Source organism: Thermodesulfobium sp. 4217-1 (genome assembly GCF_039822205.1).
Taxonomy (GTDB): domain Bacteria; phylum Thermodesulfobiota; class Thermodesulfobiia; order Thermodesulfobiales; family Thermodesulfobiaceae; genus Thermodesulfobium.
Genome location: NZ_JBAGBW010000002.1, coordinates 68399 through 84580, shown reverse-complemented (window position 1 = coordinate 84580; position 16182 = coordinate 68399). Strand labels below are relative to the sequence as shown.

Annotated in this window: 18 protein-coding genes; 10 read left to right on the top strand and 8 right to left on the bottom strand. The window is 37.7% G+C overall.

The genetic code is table 11. The annotated features are described in order from the left end of the window. Positions 1–13 precede the first annotated feature (13 nt). On the bottom strand, positions 14–2044 hold the full coding sequence (locus V4762_RS01525; protein WP_347314006.1) for a CoB--CoM heterodisulfide reductase iron-sulfur subunit A family protein: 2031 nt from the start codon (positions 2042–2044) through the stop codon (positions 14–16). Positions 2045–2418: 374 nt separating this feature from the next. Between V4762_RS01525 and V4762_RS01520 the strand changes: the two genes are divergently transcribed. From V4762_RS01520 to aroQ, 7 genes are read left to right on the top strand one after another with little or no spacing between them, the layout of a single operon-like run. Continuing rightward, positions 2419–5046, top strand: a complete 2628-nt coding sequence (locus V4762_RS01520) for a valine--tRNA ligase (RefSeq protein WP_347314005.1) — start codon at positions 2419–2421, stop codon at positions 5044–5046. Beyond that, on the top strand, positions 5043–6329 hold the full coding sequence (locus V4762_RS01515; RefSeq protein WP_347314004.1) for a bifunctional folylpolyglutamate synthase/dihydrofolate synthase: 1287 nt from the start codon (positions 5043–5045) through the stop codon (positions 6327–6329). Before V4762_RS01520 ends, V4762_RS01515 begins: the two co-directional genes overlap by 4 nt. A gap of 2 nt (positions 6330–6331) precedes the next feature. Next, on the top strand, positions 6332–6688 hold the full coding sequence (locus tag V4762_RS01510) for a sulfite exporter TauE/SafE family protein (protein ID WP_347314003.1): 357 nt from the start codon (positions 6332–6334) through the stop codon (positions 6686–6688). Next, positions 6689–7039 (top strand): sulfite exporter TauE/SafE family protein, encoded by a 351-nt coding sequence (locus V4762_RS01505; protein WP_347314002.1) that lies wholly within the window; start codon positions 6689–6691, stop codon positions 7037–7039. Positions 7040–7059: 20 nt separating this feature from the next. Continuing rightward, positions 7060–7425, top strand: a complete 366-nt coding sequence (locus V4762_RS01500; protein ID WP_347314001.1) for a sulfite exporter TauE/SafE family protein — start codon at positions 7060–7062, stop codon at positions 7423–7425. After that, on the top strand, positions 7416–7778 hold the full coding sequence (locus tag V4762_RS01495) for a sulfite exporter TauE/SafE family protein (protein WP_347314000.1): 363 nt from the start codon (positions 7416–7418) through the stop codon (positions 7776–7778). Before V4762_RS01500 ends, V4762_RS01495 begins: the two co-directional genes overlap by 10 nt. A 9-nt stretch (positions 7779–7787) precedes the next feature. Next, complete coding sequence (gene aroQ / locus V4762_RS01490; protein ID WP_347313999.1) at positions 7788–8237, top strand: type II 3-dehydroquinate dehydratase; 450 nt, start codon at positions 7788–7790, stop codon at positions 8235–8237. An 11-nt stretch (positions 8238–8248) separates the two neighbouring features. Here aroQ and mtrB read toward each other — a convergent pair whose 3' ends face one another. The 6 genes from mtrB to rpsB form a co-directional block, all read right to left on the bottom strand. Next, positions 8249–8479: a trp RNA-binding attenuation protein MtrB gene (mtrB, locus tag V4762_RS01485; protein ID WP_347314076.1), complete on the bottom strand. Its 231-nt coding sequence runs from the start codon at positions 8477–8479 to the stop codon at positions 8249–8251. A gap of 64 nt (positions 8480–8543) precedes the next feature. Beyond that, positions 8544–9194 (bottom strand): bifunctional phosphoribosyl-AMP cyclohydrolase/phosphoribosyl-ATP diphosphatase HisIE, encoded by a 651-nt coding sequence (gene hisIE / locus V4762_RS01480; RefSeq protein ID WP_347313998.1) that lies wholly within the window; start codon positions 9192–9194, stop codon positions 8544–8546. After that, entirely contained in the window at positions 9191–9748 is a 558-nt protein-coding gene (gene frr, locus V4762_RS01475) for a ribosome recycling factor (protein WP_347313997.1), read from the bottom strand. The genes hisIE and frr overlap by 4 nt, the downstream gene beginning before the upstream one ends. A 49-nt stretch (positions 9749–9797) precedes the next feature. Further along, a complete protein-coding gene (pyrH, locus tag V4762_RS01470; protein WP_347313996.1) occupies positions 9798–10502 on the bottom strand; it encodes a UMP kinase in 705 nt (234 codons plus the stop codon). Between the two features lie 24 nt (positions 10503–10526). Further along, a complete protein-coding gene (gene tsf, locus V4762_RS01465) occupies positions 10527–11126 on the bottom strand; it encodes a translation elongation factor Ts (protein ID WP_347313995.1) in 600 nt (199 codons plus the stop codon). A 46-nt stretch (positions 11127–11172) separates the two neighbouring features. Further along, complete coding sequence (gene rpsB, locus V4762_RS01460; RefSeq protein ID WP_347313994.1) at positions 11173–11925, bottom strand: 30S ribosomal protein S2; 753 nt, start codon at positions 11923–11925, stop codon at positions 11173–11175. Positions 11926–12168: 243 nt separating this feature from the next. On the opposite strand from rpsB, the gene V4762_RS01455 reads away from it, so the two are divergent. Beyond that, entirely contained in the window at positions 12169–12651 is a 483-nt protein-coding gene (locus V4762_RS01455) for a SixA phosphatase family protein (protein ID WP_347313993.1), read from the top strand. On the opposite strand, the gene V4762_RS01450 is transcribed toward V4762_RS01455, so the two are convergent. Continuing rightward, positions 12648–12833, bottom strand: coding sequence for a rubredoxin (locus V4762_RS01450; protein WP_347313992.1), 186 nt, complete (start codon positions 12831–12833; stop codon positions 12648–12650). The genes V4762_RS01455 and V4762_RS01450 overlap by 4 nt on opposite strands. Positions 12834–12896: 63 nt before the next feature. Between V4762_RS01450 and V4762_RS01445 the strand changes: the two genes are divergently transcribed. Beyond that, on the top strand, positions 12897–13643 hold the full coding sequence (locus V4762_RS01445; protein WP_347313991.1) for a hypothetical protein: 747 nt from the start codon (positions 12897–12899) through the stop codon (positions 13641–13643). Positions 13644–13714: 71 nt separating this feature from the next. After that, positions 13715–16078 carry an endopeptidase La gene (lon, locus tag V4762_RS01440; RefSeq protein WP_347313990.1) on the top strand — a complete coding sequence of 788 codons (2364 nt, stop codon included), beginning with the start codon at positions 13715–13717 and terminating at the stop codon, positions 16076–16078. Positions 16079–16182 lie beyond the last annotated feature (104 nt).

The following is a 16182-nucleotide window of genomic DNA, read 5'->3' as shown; positions in this document are numbered from 1 at the left end:
CGTTCACCTCCTCTTAAAAAGTAAGTGCCTCTATTTGTGATTCAATTTGTTCGGTAGTAAACCCATGAAGCACTATTGCCCTTGAAGGACATGCTGAAGCGCATACTCCGCATCCAGTACACAGTGCTGGGTCGATGTGCGCTCTCTTCTTTTCTCCATATTCCTTCCAGCTAATAGCTGAATAAGGACACAGCGGCAAGCAGATACCACATCCGCTACACTTATCAGAGTTAATTTCAGAAATCAGAGGTTCTACGACAACTCTACCAACAGTCAAAGGTATAGACGCTGCTGCGGCTGCTGCCCTGGCCTGTGAGACGCTTTCTGGAATGTCTTTTGGTCCCTGTGCACAACCAGCAATGTAGATTCCTCTTACCGATGTCTCGACAGGATAAAGCTTCGTGTGAAGTTCTTTTAGGAAGCCTTCTCCACCACACTGAATTCCCAACTTTCTGCCAAGCTCTTCAACTCCTGGAGGAGATTCTATAGCAGTTGCAAGAATAACCATATCAGACTCTAACTCTACTGGTGCTCCCATATCTACATCATACGCACGAACACGCAGACGATCGCCTGCTAATTCGTCTACTCCGCCCACACGACCCCTTATTACTCTGATGCCTAGTTCTCTGCAGTAAGTATAATACTCTTCGAAATCCTTACCAGCAGTACGAACGTCTATAAAGAATATATAAACATTAAGATCTGGATATTTCTCTTTGATCAATCTTGCCTCTTTCAACATATACATACAACAAACCTTAGAACAGTAACGGTGATAATTCTTATCTCGGCTGCCTACGCAGGAGATAAATGCGACTGTTTTTGGATGTTCGTTGTCAGATGGTCTAAGCAATTCTCCTTCAGTTGGTCCAGTAGCTGAAAGTATTCTCTCGAACTGCAACGAAGTAAGTACGTTTGGCGATTGAGGTGAATATTCTTTGAATGGAGTCTTATCCATAGCCTTAAATCCAGTAGCTGCAATTATTGTGCCCACATTGATTTCAATTAATTGGCCCTTTGGATCCCACGGCAAAGATCTGTCACATGCACCAGTTGGACATGCCTTCTCACAAGGTGATAAAATTGGCTCGCCTGTCTTCGGGTGAGGCTTTGGCTGAGTGCCAATAGTTCTCCCTGCACAGTTCAAGCAGTGCTCCATATCTACTACAGCCTTTTTTGGAACCGCTTGAGGAAACTCAATATATACAGCTTTTCTCTTGTCCATATTTTCGTTAAACTCGTTGTCCACTTTTCCTGGACATGCCTCTATACACGCACCGCATCCAGTGCATTTATCCCAATCGATATAGCTCTGCTTTTTGCGCACCAAGACCTTGAAATTTCCGATAGAGCCATCTATTGACTCCACTTCAGAATATGTCAAAAGTTCGATATTTGGGTGCGTTCCAGCAGCAACCATTATTGGCGTAAGAATACAAGCAGAACAGTCATTTGTTGGGAACGTCTTGTCAAGCTTTGCCATGTTGCCGCCAATTGAAGCCTGTCTGTCAAGCATATAGACTTTATAGCCCATATTGGCTATATCAACGGCTGCAAAAATACCTGATACTCCCGCCCCAATTACCAAAGTAGCCTTTGTAACATCTACATAAGACTCTTCCAGTGGTTCAGCCAATCTAACCTTAGATACGCCGCTTGCAACCAATTTCTTAGCCTTTTCTGTAGCTCCGGCTTTATCATGCCAATGCGCCCAGCTATCCTGATCGCGAATATTGGCCATTTCGAAGAAATACTTGTTCAGACCTGCATCAGCAACCGCTTTCCTAAAAATAGGTTCATGGGTTCTTGGCGTACATGCAGCAACTACAACTCTGTTTACAATCCCTTTTCTAATGTCTTCTTTAATTAACTCTTGCCCTGGATCAGAACACATAAACATGTAATCTCTAGCCAACACAACGTTTGGCAAAGACTCTGCAAACTTTCTGACCTCTTCAATGTCTACAGCTCCCGCGATATTCTCGCCACAATGACATACGTAGACACCAATCTTAAGAGCATCTTCCCCGCTAGCACTCATACTCATCCCTCCTTGAGATTTTATAATAATCGTCCTAAATTAAGTTTAAACCACCGATATATTAGTGTCAATTGTAAATTAAACAATTAAAAATAAAAATATAATTATTCAATTTAAAGCATAAAGTTAGTATAAAAGTTAAAAACTTCTTATTTTAAGCCATTAATTTAATATAGATGTGGTCTGTTATATATAACATCCTCTAATATCGTAGTTTTACTTATGTATTAATAAATAAAGCTTATTACAGAAAAAATTCATTAATCTTGTAATAGAATTTTTTCTGCTTCATTTGCAAAATTTATCTAAAATTTTACAAACCAATCTAAATTAATTAAAATAAGAAAAATTAATAATGAAGGAGTAAAAATTTTATGGATAAAATATACCAACACAACAACACAGAAAAAGAAATATTAAATTTTTGGCTCGATAATCATATTTATCATGCCAACGAAAGATCAAGCAAGGATGCATTTTCCATAGTAATACCCCCTCCAAACGTCACAGGTTCTCTCCATCTTGGCCACGCATTAGATGATACCCTGCAGGATATAATCTGTAGATACAAGAGGCTTTTGGGCTTTGAGGTGCTCTGGCTGCCAGGAACAGATCACGCAGGCATTGCTACCCAAAATGTAGTTGAAAAAATGCTTCATAAGGAAGGCAAAACCAGACAAACCCTTGGCAGAGACAAATTTATCGAAAGAGTATGGGAATGGAAGGAACAATACGGCCAGAGAATCATAAACCAGTTAAAGTCCTTAGGCGCCTCTTGTGATTGGGATAGAGAGAGATTTACTATGGATGAAGGTCTATCGAAAGCTGTAAAAAAAGCCTTTGTTACTCTCTACAACAAGGGGTTGATTTATAAGGGCACAAGGATAATAAACTGGTGTCCACGATGTTCTACTGCATTGGCAGATTTAGAAGTAGAGCACGAAGACAGAGAGGACAAGCTATATTTCGTAAAGTATAAGTTTTTAGATAGTCCTGATAAATTTATCACAATAGCTACTACAAGGCCTGAAACTATTTTCGCAGACACAGCAGTTGCAGTAAACCCAAAAGATGAAAGATTCAAAGGATTAGTGGGGGGAAAAGTACTCGTTCCAATGACAGATAGAGTTGTAGAAATTATCTCAGATAGTTTGGTCGAAACTGACTTCGGCACTGGAGCTCTAAAAATTACTCCAGGACACGATCCTATGGATTTTGAGATTGGGTTAGCTCACAATCTTGAAGTTTTAATAGCTATTGACTCAGATGGTAAAATGACCGATCTCGCTGGAGATCTAAAGGGATTAGATCGCGATAGTGCAAGAAAGAAATCGGTAGAAATTCTCGAAGAAATGGGAGCCCTTGAAAAAATAGAAGACCTAAAACATGCAGTAGGACACTGTTACAGGTGCAAAACGGTAATCGAGCCCTACGTTTCTGAACAGTGGTTTGTAAAAAGCGCCCCACTCGCAAAAAAGGCGATGGAAGCAGTTAAGAATGACATAGTTCAATTCTCCCCAGAAAGATGGGAAAAAATATATTTTGATTGGCTTGAAAACATAAAAGACTGGTGTATATCAAGGCAGATTTGGTGGGGCCACAGGATACCTGCTTGGTATTGCGACGACTGCAACGAAATAATTGTTAGTGAAAATGAGCCAAACAGTTGCCCAAAGTGTAATTCGACTAACTTGAGACAGGATGAAGATGTGTTAGACACCTGGTTTTCATCCTCGCTTTGGCCATTCTCGACAATGGGCTGGCCAGAAGAGACCGAAGAATTAAAGAAGTTCTTTCCAACAAGCGTTCTTGTTACGGGCTTCGACATAATATACTTTTGGGTTGCAAGGATGATAATGATGAGCCTTGCGCTTACAGAGAAAGAGCCATTTAAAAACGTTATAATACATGGACTGATAAGGGACCCTCAAGGAAGAAAGATGAGCAAGTCTATAGGCAACGTTATAGATCCAATGGATATAATTGAAGAATCAGGTGCAGATGCGCTCAGGTTTTCCTTGGCAAGCCTCTCCAATCCTTCAGGACAGGATATAAAGATGTCCAAAGAAAAGGTTAAAGGCGCACGAAACTTTGCGAATAAACTTTGGAATACAGCAAGATTCGTTCTAAATTATGAAGAAAATGTCACCAATCATAATATTTCCAATGAAGATATTGCAAATATGGAACCAGAAGATATCTGGATACTATCAAGGTCAAACTCGGTTATAGATTATCTGTGCCAAAAACTTGACGAATACAATTTCTCAGCAGCCTCTACAGAAGTTTATAACTTTATATGGGATGAGTTTTGCGATTGGTATATTGAGCTTACAAAATTTAGAATAAAAAATCATTTTAAAGATGAATTAGCTCTTAAAGTTTTATTTTATACCTTTAGACAATCTTTGATTTTGCTCCATCCTTTTATGCCATTTATTACAGAATATCTATATAGGAGGCTGCCAAACAACAAAGAATCAATAACATTTGAGACCCTTAAAAAATTTGATCATCCATTGAGTCCAGAAAAAATTAAACATATGACTACCCTTGTAGAAGCTACGAAATCCACAAGAAAGCTAAGAAGCGAGTATAGAATTGCACCCGATATTATAACAGAGCCTATTTTAGTTATGCCAGATGATATTAAGAGTAATTTTATGTCTGAAATAGAGAAATATTGTTTCCTTACAAAATCCAAAACTCCTCAAATAATTCAGGATACGCCAGTAGATCTGAAAGGCTACGCCATAGAAAGAGACGCCTCTATAACAGTTTTGCTTTATTTAGAACAAGACAATTTAAAAAAGAGCAAAGAACTAATAGAAAAATCTCTTCAAAAACTACTAAAAGAGTTTAAAATTTCTGAACAAAGACTCAGCGATCCAAACTTTTTAAAGGGTGCCCCTGAAGAAGTGATTGAATCAGAAAAAGAAAAAATAGTCAATCAAAAAGAGTCAATTGAAATCCTTGAAAGGAAATTGAGCTTTCTAAAATGAGTGAGGAATACTTTATAAACTTAATAAATTCAATTTCAGTAGAACACTGGAATTTTGGCCTTGAAAGAATGAAAAAGGCTCTTGAGATTTTAGATTTAAAGAAATTGCCATACAGGACAATCCTTGTGGGGGGAACAAACGGTAAGGGCTCTACTGTAAAATTTATACAAACCATAATGGTACAACACGGGATAAGAACTGGACTTTTTACCTCGCCGCACTTGATCGAATACAACGAGAGATTTAATCTGGATTTGGAAGACCTCCCTTATTCCACTTTGATCGAGGGACTCAATGAAATAAGAGATCAAATAGAAAATTTAAACTTAACAGAATTTGAACTGCTTACAGTATTAGCTCTTTACGTATTCAAAAAACTATCAATTGAAGTATGCATATTAGAAGTTGGATTAGGTGGCAGACTCGATGCCACAAACGCCACAGATCCTGATATCAGCGTTTTAACCAGGATAGATATCGATCACACTGACTATCTTGGAAATACAATTGAAGAGATAGTAAAAGAAAAAACCAAGATTTCCAGAAAGGACAAGCGAGTAGTTATTGCAAAACAAGACAACAAAACGCTTAATCTCATTCTTGATGACCTTGATATGATAGGCTCGAGTCCAATCTTATCAGATGAAGAAGTAGAAGCAAAAATTAACTCAAACAAGATAAAGTTTATATTTAACGAATTTGAAACAGACTACATAACACCATCCCTTATAGCTGATTATCAGGTAGAAAACATAAAAACTGCTTTGGTCACCTCATACATCTTCTTAAGAAACGTTCTTATGAAGAGATTTGAACACCAGAAATTTCAATATGCCGTAGAAAAAACCTTGTGGCCCGGACGATTTCAGATAATAAAAGAAAGGCCGCTGCTGCTGCTCGATGGATCTCACAACCCCTCAGGCTTCAAAGCCTTAAGCCAGTCATTGAAGAGGTTGTTAAAGGGTGAAAAAGCGATTTTTATAATTGGGATCTTAAGAGACAAAGATGCGAAAAATATGATAGATCAAATCCTTGCATATTCAAAGAAAATCATATTCACACAAGTTCCATCAAAAAGGACAATGAGCTTGGAAGACTACAAAAAGATACTCACTAACTACGATTTCACATATATGTCGACTGAAGAGGCGAAAAAATTTATCTTAGAAAATAGCTCATCTGAGAATATTGTAGTCTGTGGCTCTCTCTACCTGATAGGGGAAATATTAAAAACTGTAAAAACATTGCTAATTTCTAAATACCAAATAAATAAGGAGCATTAAAAGTGAAAGAAAGATTGAAATTTATTTTAATTGGCGTAGTAGGTGGATTGGCCTCTGGGCTCCTTGGGATTGGCGGAGGATTAGTGTTTGTGCCCCTTTTAATCACCTATGCTGCCTATTCGCAAAAAGAGGCTCATGCCACGTCGCTTGGAGCTATAATACCTGCTGGCTTAGCAGGTGCCTTGATTTACAATCTCAACGGATTAAATAGCTTTACAGACAGTGCCTACTTAGCTTTGGGCGGTATTGTCGGAGCCCAAATTGGCTCAAGAGCAATGTATAGGTTCTCAAATAAAAAATTAAGAAAGGCATTTGGCGTATTTCTTTTCATTATGAGCATAAGGATGGTATTACCTTAAATGAGCATTTTAATGTTTCTGGTTGTAGGACTTTTTACTGGAATAGTTAGCGGAATGATGGGAGTTGGAGGAGGGCTTATTATGATACCTGCAATGGTATTATTTATGTCTATACCCCAAGGTATGGCACAAGGTATATCTCTGGCTGCAATAGTACCAATAAGCTTGATGGGAGCATGGGTACACTTTAAGAAGGGAGGATTGAAAAAAGACGCAATATGGATAGGATTGGGCGCAGTAGTAGGCGCATCTATTACAAGCAGCATAATCCCATATATGCCAATAAGCGCTTTAAAAATAATTTTTTCTCTTGTGCTGCTTTATTTTGCCCTGAGAATGATATTAAAATAATTTTAAGGAGGTAATATAGTTTGGATAAGCGTAAACTCTTATTAGTCTTTATAGGTTTGTGCGGCGGTATGGCATCAGGTCTACTTGGCATAGGCGGCGGCATAATATTTGTTCCCCTATTGATTTCAATTGCGAAATTTAATCAAAAAGATGCTCATGCCACATCAGTAGGCGCCATAGTGCCTGCTGTAATAGTCGGAGCTGCGATTTACGGATTAAACAAATTTGGCAACTTAGGTGACAGCATATATTTAGGTATAGGCGGCATTGTAGGAGCTCAGATTGGTGCAAAGCTAATGTACAAAATTCCAAACAAACAGCTTAAAAAGGGATTTGGGGTTATACTTGTAATAGTTGCTATCAGGATGATTATGTCATGGGTATAATCATTGCAAAGCTATTATATCTACTGATAGGAATCATTACTGGCGTTATAGCTGGTCTTTTCGGAATTGGCGGCGGAGTAATAATGGTTCCAATATTAGTATATTTGTTGTCATTCCATGAAGATGTAGCACAAGGCATATCTTTAGCAGCCACCGTCCCCATATCAATGATGGCATCTTACATCCACTACAAAAAAGGCAACCTTACGAAAGATTTGCTCTGGATAAGTTTGGGTGCAGCATTGGGCAGCATTTTCACGAGCTCAATAGTTGGATATCTGCCTACTTATTTTCTTAAGATGATATTCTCAGTCATACTTTTGTTCCTGGCAGCAAGAATGTTAATATTTTAGGAGGAAAAAGTGATAAAAGTACTCGTTATAAACGGTCCAAATCTAAATATGTTAGGAACCAGAGAGCCAGATACGTACGGCAATCTTACCTTGCACGGCTTAGAAGAGTTAATATTAAATTTCGCAAGAGAAATGGATGTAAAAATAGACTTCTTTCAATCAAACCATGAGGGTGACATCATAGACAAAATCCACAGAACTTATGACGCATATAACGCTTTTATAATCAATCCTGGTGCCTTCACTCACTATTCTTATGCAATAAGGGATGCTATCGCCTCAATTAAGATTCCCGTTTTAGAAGTACACCTTTCGAACATTCACGCAAGAGAGGAGTTCAGGAAAACTTCGGTGATAGCACCCGTATGCCTTGGCCAGATAAGCGGTCTGGGCGAGTTTTCTTACATTGCTGCAATAATTACCTTAGAGAAATATCTGAAAAAAAATTCAGATAAATAGTCAGATACTTTTTATTCTTTGTCAGCCATACCAGAGTACACTGTGCCGTACTTTGTTAGTATTTTTGCTTTACCCCTAATCTTCATTGCAGAAGTATTGTCGGTGAATTGTGCGATTACCACTTCACCGGCGTCGATTCTTTCAGAGTGATGAAATTTTGTCTCTTTTCCCCTTGTCATACCAGATATCATTACCCCATCAGACATCGCCTTTATCACCACATAATCTGCAAGGGTAGAAATAGCCTTTGTATCCAAAGGCAGCAAAAGGTTTTCTACCTTTTCCTCAATACTGTTGTTATCCGATTTATCCATTTTTTTCTTCCTTCTTTCTTCTATTTAATTCTTCAAAAATATCATCAAAGCTTAGCCCAAATGTATAAAGAGAGAGTGCCATATGGAAAAAAAGGTCAGTTATTTCATAAACAAATTCATCCTTATCTTCCCTCATCCCAGCAATGACCGTTTCCACAGCCTCCTCGCCTACTTTTTGGAGTATTCTGCTCTTTCCCTTTTTAAGGAGCTTGCTCACATAAGAATCTGGTGTTGGGTTCTTGTCTCTATCTTCAAAAATTGAAAAAAGATATGACAATACAGCAAATTTTGACTTTTCTTCTACCAACTCTCCTTTGTCTATCTTCCTATAAAAGCAGCTCCTGTTTCCAGTATGACAGGCAATTCCCCCTATCTGCTCTACAAAAAGAAGAAGGGTGTCCTGATCACAATCAACTCTAATTTCTTTTACCTTTTGAATATGACCGCTCGTCTCACCCTTATGCCACAAACACTGTCTGGATCTGCTATAAAACCAGGTTTCGTTAGTCTCAATAGTCTTTTTTAGAGATTCCTTGTTCATATATGCCATCATCAAAATGTCAAGGGTATAATAATCCTGAACAATAGCAGGAACCAGGCCAGAACTGTCAAACTTTATACTCGATACAATGTCATCAATCAATCGTTCATTATCTCCTTTTCTTTATTGGAGAGAAGCTTTTCTATATCCTGCATAAAAGAGTCAGTTATCTTTTGAAATTCTACTTTTAACCTCTTTAGGTCGTCTTCAGATATTTCCTTGCTCTTTTCCTTTTTTTCAAGAACTTCAAGTTCATCGCGTCTTATATTTCTAACAGCCACCTTTGACTCTTCAGCCATCTTCTTTATTACCTTTACTAGCTCTTTCCTTCTGTCCTGGGTAAGTGCGGGCATAACAATCCTTAAAACCATACCATCCACCTGAGGTGTAAGCCCCAAATCAGACAACCTAATTGACTTGTCAACGGCCTGAAGAGCGTTCTTGTCATAGACGCTTATGAGCAATGTTCTTGCATCCTGCTGCGACACGTTTGCCAGCTGCTTTATTGGAACCGTAGTGCCATAATAATCAATTTTTATGTGATCCAGAAGAGCGGGTGAAGCCCTGCCTGTCCTTACAGAAGAAAACTCCTTAGAAAGATTTTCTAAGGCCTTTGACATCCTTTGTTTTAAATGTTCCACTTCTTTTGAGCTCAATTAGCACACCTCCTTAACATACGTTCAAACTCATTACAAAAAACGCTAACTAAGAAACAATTGTGCCCACTTTTTCACCTTTCAAAGCCCTCTCTATGTTTCCAGACTCAAGCAAGCTAAAAACTACAATTGGAATTTTGTTGTCCATACACATAGATATTGCAGTGGTGTCCATTACAGAAAGGCCTTCCCTGAGAACGTCCATATACTTTAGTTTATCGTATTTCACTGCTCCAGGATTTAGTTTTGGATCTGAGTCATACACTCCGTCCACAGAGGTAGCCTTGAAAATAACCTCTGCGCCAATCTCAGCCGCTCTGAGAGCAGCCGCCGTATCAGTAGTAAAATATGGACTTCCAGTCCCAGCTGCAAATATTACTACCCTGCCCTTTTCAAGGTGTCTTATGGCTCTGCGCCTAATATATGGTTCAGCCACCTCTCTGATTTCTATAGCAGTCTGGACCCTGGTTTGAACGCCACTTCTTTCAAGTACATCTTGAAGAGCAAGAGCATTGATTACCGTAGCCAGCATACCCATATGATCTGCGGTAGCCCTATCCATACCTAAGGCTACCCCTGAAAGGCCTCTAAAGATATTACCCCCACCCACCACTATAGCAATTTGAATTGTTTCACTACAAACATTATGAATCTGCGAAGCTAAATCAGACAGGACCTCAGGATCCAGGCCGTAACCCTTTTTCCCCATAAGGGCTTCTCCGCTCAATTTCAGCAATACTCTTTTAGAGATCATATCCCCCTCCAGATAAAATTATTTTTATATGTTCTCTCCCAAGGCAAAGCGAGTAAATCTTCTAATTACGATATTTTCTCCAACTTTTGCAATCATTTGATTAACTAAATCAGAAACTTTTACAGAAGGATCCTTCACAAATGGCTGCTCCATGAGACATGACTCTTCGTAAAATTTTTTAATTCTGCCTTCTACAATTTTATCAAGCATATTTTCTGGCTTTCCTTCAAGCCTTGCCTGATTTTTAAGAATCTCCATTTCAGAATTCAATATTTCTTCCGAAACGTATTCTTTGGATACATAAATAGGATTGGATGCTGCTATTTGAAGTGCAATATCGTGAGCTAAATTCACAAATTCATCAGTTCTTGCTACAAAATCTGTCTCACAATTAAGCTCCAATAGCACTCCGATTTTCTTGTTTTGGTGAATATAGGACTCGATTATGCCCTCTTTTGCATCTTTTCCGGCTCTCTTGGCTGCCTTTGCAAGACCCTTTTCGCGCAAATACTTTATAGACTTATCCATGTCACAAGAGCACTCTTGTAAAGCCTTTTTGCAGTCCATAATTCCTGCGCCTGTTCTTTCCCTCAATTCTTTTACTGTTTCACTCTTTATTTCCACTAATATCTACTCCTTATAATTAAGTTTGTTTAAATTTATATAATGCCTAAACTGCTTCTTCAGAATTCTCTGATAATTCTTGAGGTTCTTTATTCTCAGCCGCCTCAATAGCGTCCTGTCCCTGTTTAGACTCTATAATTGCATCAGCAATTTTACCAGCGATAAGTTTTATCGCTCTAATTGCATCATCATTAGCCGGGATAATACAATCTACCAAATCAGGATCGCAATTGGTGTCTACGATACCTATAACAGGAATGCCAAGCTTCCTTGCCTCTAAAACAGCGATCTGATCTTTCTTTATGTCTGCCACAAAGAGTGCACCTGGTAATCTATCAATATTTTTCATTCCTCCAAGGCTGCTCTGTAATTTTACGAGTTCTTTTTTTAGTTTCATAGACTCTTTGATAGGGTACAAGTCTATTCTGCCGCTTGATTGGAGCTCTTCTAACTCTTTTAACCTAGCAATTCTGCTCATAATGGTGACAAAGTTTGTAAGAGTGCCTCCAAGCCATCTGCTGTTCACATAAGGTGAACCGCACTTAATAGCCTCATCTTTGATAGCGTCTTGCGCCTGCCTCTTGGTTCCAACGAAAAGAATCTCTCCTCTTTGGGAAGCAATCTTTCTGGTGAATTCATAAGCAGCCTCAAAACAACGAAGTGTTTTTTGAAGGTCGATGATGTAGATGCCATTCCTCGCAGTAAAGATGTATGGTTTCATTTTTGGATTCCACCTACGCGTCTGGTGTCCAAAATGTACCCCCGCTTCCAAAAGCTGTTTCATAGAAATTATTGACACTAAATCCTCCTTAGTTTACCTCCGCCAAAATAAAAAAGTTGGCGTGCGAATTTACCGAACAATCGGCTAGAAAAGTTTAGCACAAAACATATCATTCAGTAAAGACTCAGAATAATCATTAAAATTAATGTATTTACTAAAATTTAATTTAACGTTAATGAGTAAATCAAATAACTTTTTCATCTTAAATCCATAAAGTGTTAGAATAAGTTAATTTCTTCTTTTAAAACTTTGGAGGCTATAGTGGAGATAATATTTGTAAGACATAGCAATGCTGAAACAATAGGCGTTGAGCAAAAAGATTTTGACAGAAAGTTAACTGAAAAAGGAATTAAGAAGACAAAAAAGATTGCGAGGGGTTTAAGAAAAATTTTTAATAGCGATATTTTTGAAATTTGGACAAGTCCAGCTCAAAGGGCATTGCAAACCTCGAAAATAATTGCAGACTCTCTAAAATGCGAAAACATAAAAGAAATGGATTCCCTATGGGAAGGTGACTTCATAAAATTTCTACACGACTTAAAGGATATGGATGAAAATGTAAAACTGATATGCGTAGGACATCAGCCAACCCTTACTGATTGGGTAAAGAGTCTCACAGGATCAGTTGTCCCATTTAAGAAGTGCTCATGTTTGAGCATTACAACTGATCCCAAAAACCCCCAATCAGGCACATTAAATTGGCTTTTCGATGTAAAACTTATAGAAAAGATTTTAGATATTTAAATTCTGCCCTGGTAATCATCTTCGTTTTTACCCTCTATAAATGTATCTTTTGCTGCATCGCACCATGGACATTTCCAATCTTGAGGCAAGTCTTCAAATGAGGTACCAGGAGGAATACCGTTTTCAAGATCGCCAAGATTTGGATCGTATTCATAACCACACATACAATGAAAAATTTTCAAGTTTGCCTCCAAAATATAAAAATAATAATCGTTATTATACCATAATCGAAAGGATTTACGATATTGAGAAGAATAATCTGTAAAAAGTGCAATACTGTTAACTTTGCCGATGCAATTTTCTGCAGAAATTGCAGAAACCCACTGTTAAATGAACCGAAAAAAACAGAGTTCTCAGATAACAAGATAGAAAACGATGACTTTAGGCTTTCAGCTCCAATTGGAGGTCCTATATGGAGTTTTCAAATACTTCTTTCAGATTGGGGAAAGAAGCAGGAAAAAAAATATATTAAATATTTGAATAAATTTAAATTTTTAAAAACTATACTATATGCAACCCTTATAGTAAAAAACACTTATAAAAAGTTTGTCTTTAACAAGGAAAATAACGAAAGAGCATTTTTGTACATATTATTGTATGTATTTAATTTTCTAATAGGATACGTCTTCTCTCTGGGCATCTCATTAAATCTTTTGTTAATTGCATTGTTGCTAAGCCTCACAGAGGCAGCAATAATATTTGCTAAAATTATAGTATTGAAGTTTTTGACTCATACGCTGGTAAAGGTGTCTTTTCCAAACGATTTATTTTTAAGATTGATCTCTATCACAAGCGCACCGCTATTCTTAAGCTTCATACCTTACAGTTGGGAAATTTTAAAAATTTATTTGATTTTTACTCTGGCTTTAGGCATTAGAGATATTACCAACTGTTCCACATTTAAATCTTTTTTTATAAGCATAACCGTATCTTTTGTGGATATAATCGTCTGGGGAACATTTAGTCCGATTATACATTCGATAAAGTTTTAGATTAATTAAGAAATTGTTATATAATCTTTAGAGATACATTAGCGAATATAAATCGAAAGAGAGGAATCAATATGGATAAAGACATAAATGAAAATATAAATGAAAATATAGATGAAACAAAAGAACAGCTTTCAAATGAATTGCCCCTTATACCATTAAAGGATACTGTGATTTTCCCTCATATGGTAGTGCCTCTTTTCATAGGCAGAGATAAATCGCTTAAGGCCTTAGAAGAGGCAATGCTCAAGTACGAAAAACATATTATAGTTGTATCGCAAAAGAAGCCAGATGAAGAGGCTGATATCGATGGGCTATACCAGATAGGCGTTATAGCAAATGTATTACAAATATTAAAGTTGCCGGACGGTCACGCGCGTATAGTTGTACAAGGGACTGATAGAGCCAAGATCTTGTCATACAAACAGACGGATCCATTTTTCATTGTCGAATTTGAAAAAATTAAAGAAGAAGAAACAAAGGATCCAGAAATTGAAGCAATGGTAAGAATTCTTGTAAACAAGTTCGAAGAAGCTACAAAATTGGGAAAAAATATTCCATCTGATGCTGTAGTGGCTATTTATAATATCACCGAACCCTCAAGATTGTCAGAATATGTAGCTACACACTTGATAAACAATACTGAAGAAAGACAGCTCATACTCGAGACCACAGATTTAAAAGAGAAATTAAATAGATTGCTAAATTATGTTCAAAAAGAAATATCTATTTTAGAGGTAGAATCAAGAATAAAAAATCAGATAAATCAAGAAATGGAAAAGCATCAAAAAGAGTTTTATCTTAGGGAGCAAATTAAAGCAATCCAAAAAGAGCTTGGCGAAGCAGAAGAAAAGCAAATAGAATTGGACGACCTGAAAAACAAGATTCAAGAAGCGAAGATGCCGCCAGATGTGGAGAAAAAGATATACAAAGAGATTTCCAGGCTTGAGAAAATGCCATCCTCCTCGGCGGAAGTTCCTGTAATAAGAACTTATCTTGATTGGATTGTAAACCTTCCATGGTCAAAAAATTCAAAAGACAACCTTGATATATTAAAGGCTGAGAAAATATTAGAAAAAGAACACTACGGACTTAAGAAGGTAAAGGAAAGAATTATAGAGTTTTTAGCTGTAAGGAAGCTAACAAAGAGCTTAAAAGGGCCTATTCTTTGTTTTGTCGGTCCTCCAGGAGTAGGCAAAACTTCTCTTGGCAAATCTATTGCTGCTGCGTTAAACAGAAAATTCATTAGAATAGCGCTTGGCGGGATGAGAGATGAAGCAGAAATAAGAGGCCACAGAAAAACTTATGTTGGCGCTCTTCCTGGCAGAATCATCCAGAGCATCTCCCAGGTACAGACGAATAACCCTGTGTTTATGATGGACGAAATAGACAAAGTCGGCACAGATTTCAGAGGTGATCCGACCAGTGCCCTGCTTGAGGTATTAGATCCAGAACAGAACCACTCATTCACCGATCACTATTTAGAAGTGCCCTTTGACCTCTCCAATGTAATGTTCATAACCACTGCAAACCTGATGGATCCAATTCCAGCTCCTTTGAGGGATAGAATGGAAATTATAGAGATCCCAGGGTACACAGAAGACGAAAAGGTAGAAATAGCCCTAAGGCATCTTTTACCAAAACAATTGAAATTTCATGGTCTAAGCAAAGAAAAGGTTAAGATTAACAAGGACGTAATAACAAAGATTATTCGTGAATACACGCATGAAGCAGGTGTTAGGAACTTAGAGAGAAATATTGCATCTTTGTGCAGAAAAGCAGCAAAGTTAATTGCGACAGATAAAACATCGAGCTTAACCTTCACAGTTAGAAACCTGGAAAAGTATTTAGGAGTAGCACAATATAGCTATGGGATGGCAGACGAAATAGATAGAGTAGGCGTTGTAACGGGCCTTGCATGGACGCCCAGCGGCGGAGATATATTGTTTATAGAGACCTCAATCTATCCTGGCAAGGGGCAGCTGACATTAACTGGACAGTTGGGTGACGTTATGAAGGAATCTGCTCACGCAGCACTAAGCTATATTAAGTCAAACGCAAACTCATTAAATATTTCTGACGAGCTTCTAAGCAAAAATGATATGCATATCCACGTGCCTGAAGGAGCCATTCCAAAGGATGGTCCTTCTGCAGGAGTAGCAATTGCCACTTCAATGGTTTCAGCTTTATCTGGGAAAAAAGCGAACAAAAACGTCGCTATGACAGGTGAGATTACTCTAAGAGGTCAGGTTCTGCCAATCGGAGGAGTTAGGGAAAAGCTTCTTGCTGCACACAGAGCGGGCATAAAAACAGTGCTGATACCAGAAAAAAATAAAAAAGATATTATAGATATACCGAAAAATGTACTGAAAAGCCTTGAAATAATATATATCAAAGAAGTTCAAGAAGCCTTTAAGGCTACTCTCTTAGACAATTAAATCAATCTTGCTGTGAAGGGTAGAAACAAAAATATATGCTAAAAACATACGGAAGTAATTATGATAAAGCGATATATTTTATTATGCCCTTCGCAGCATTTCTA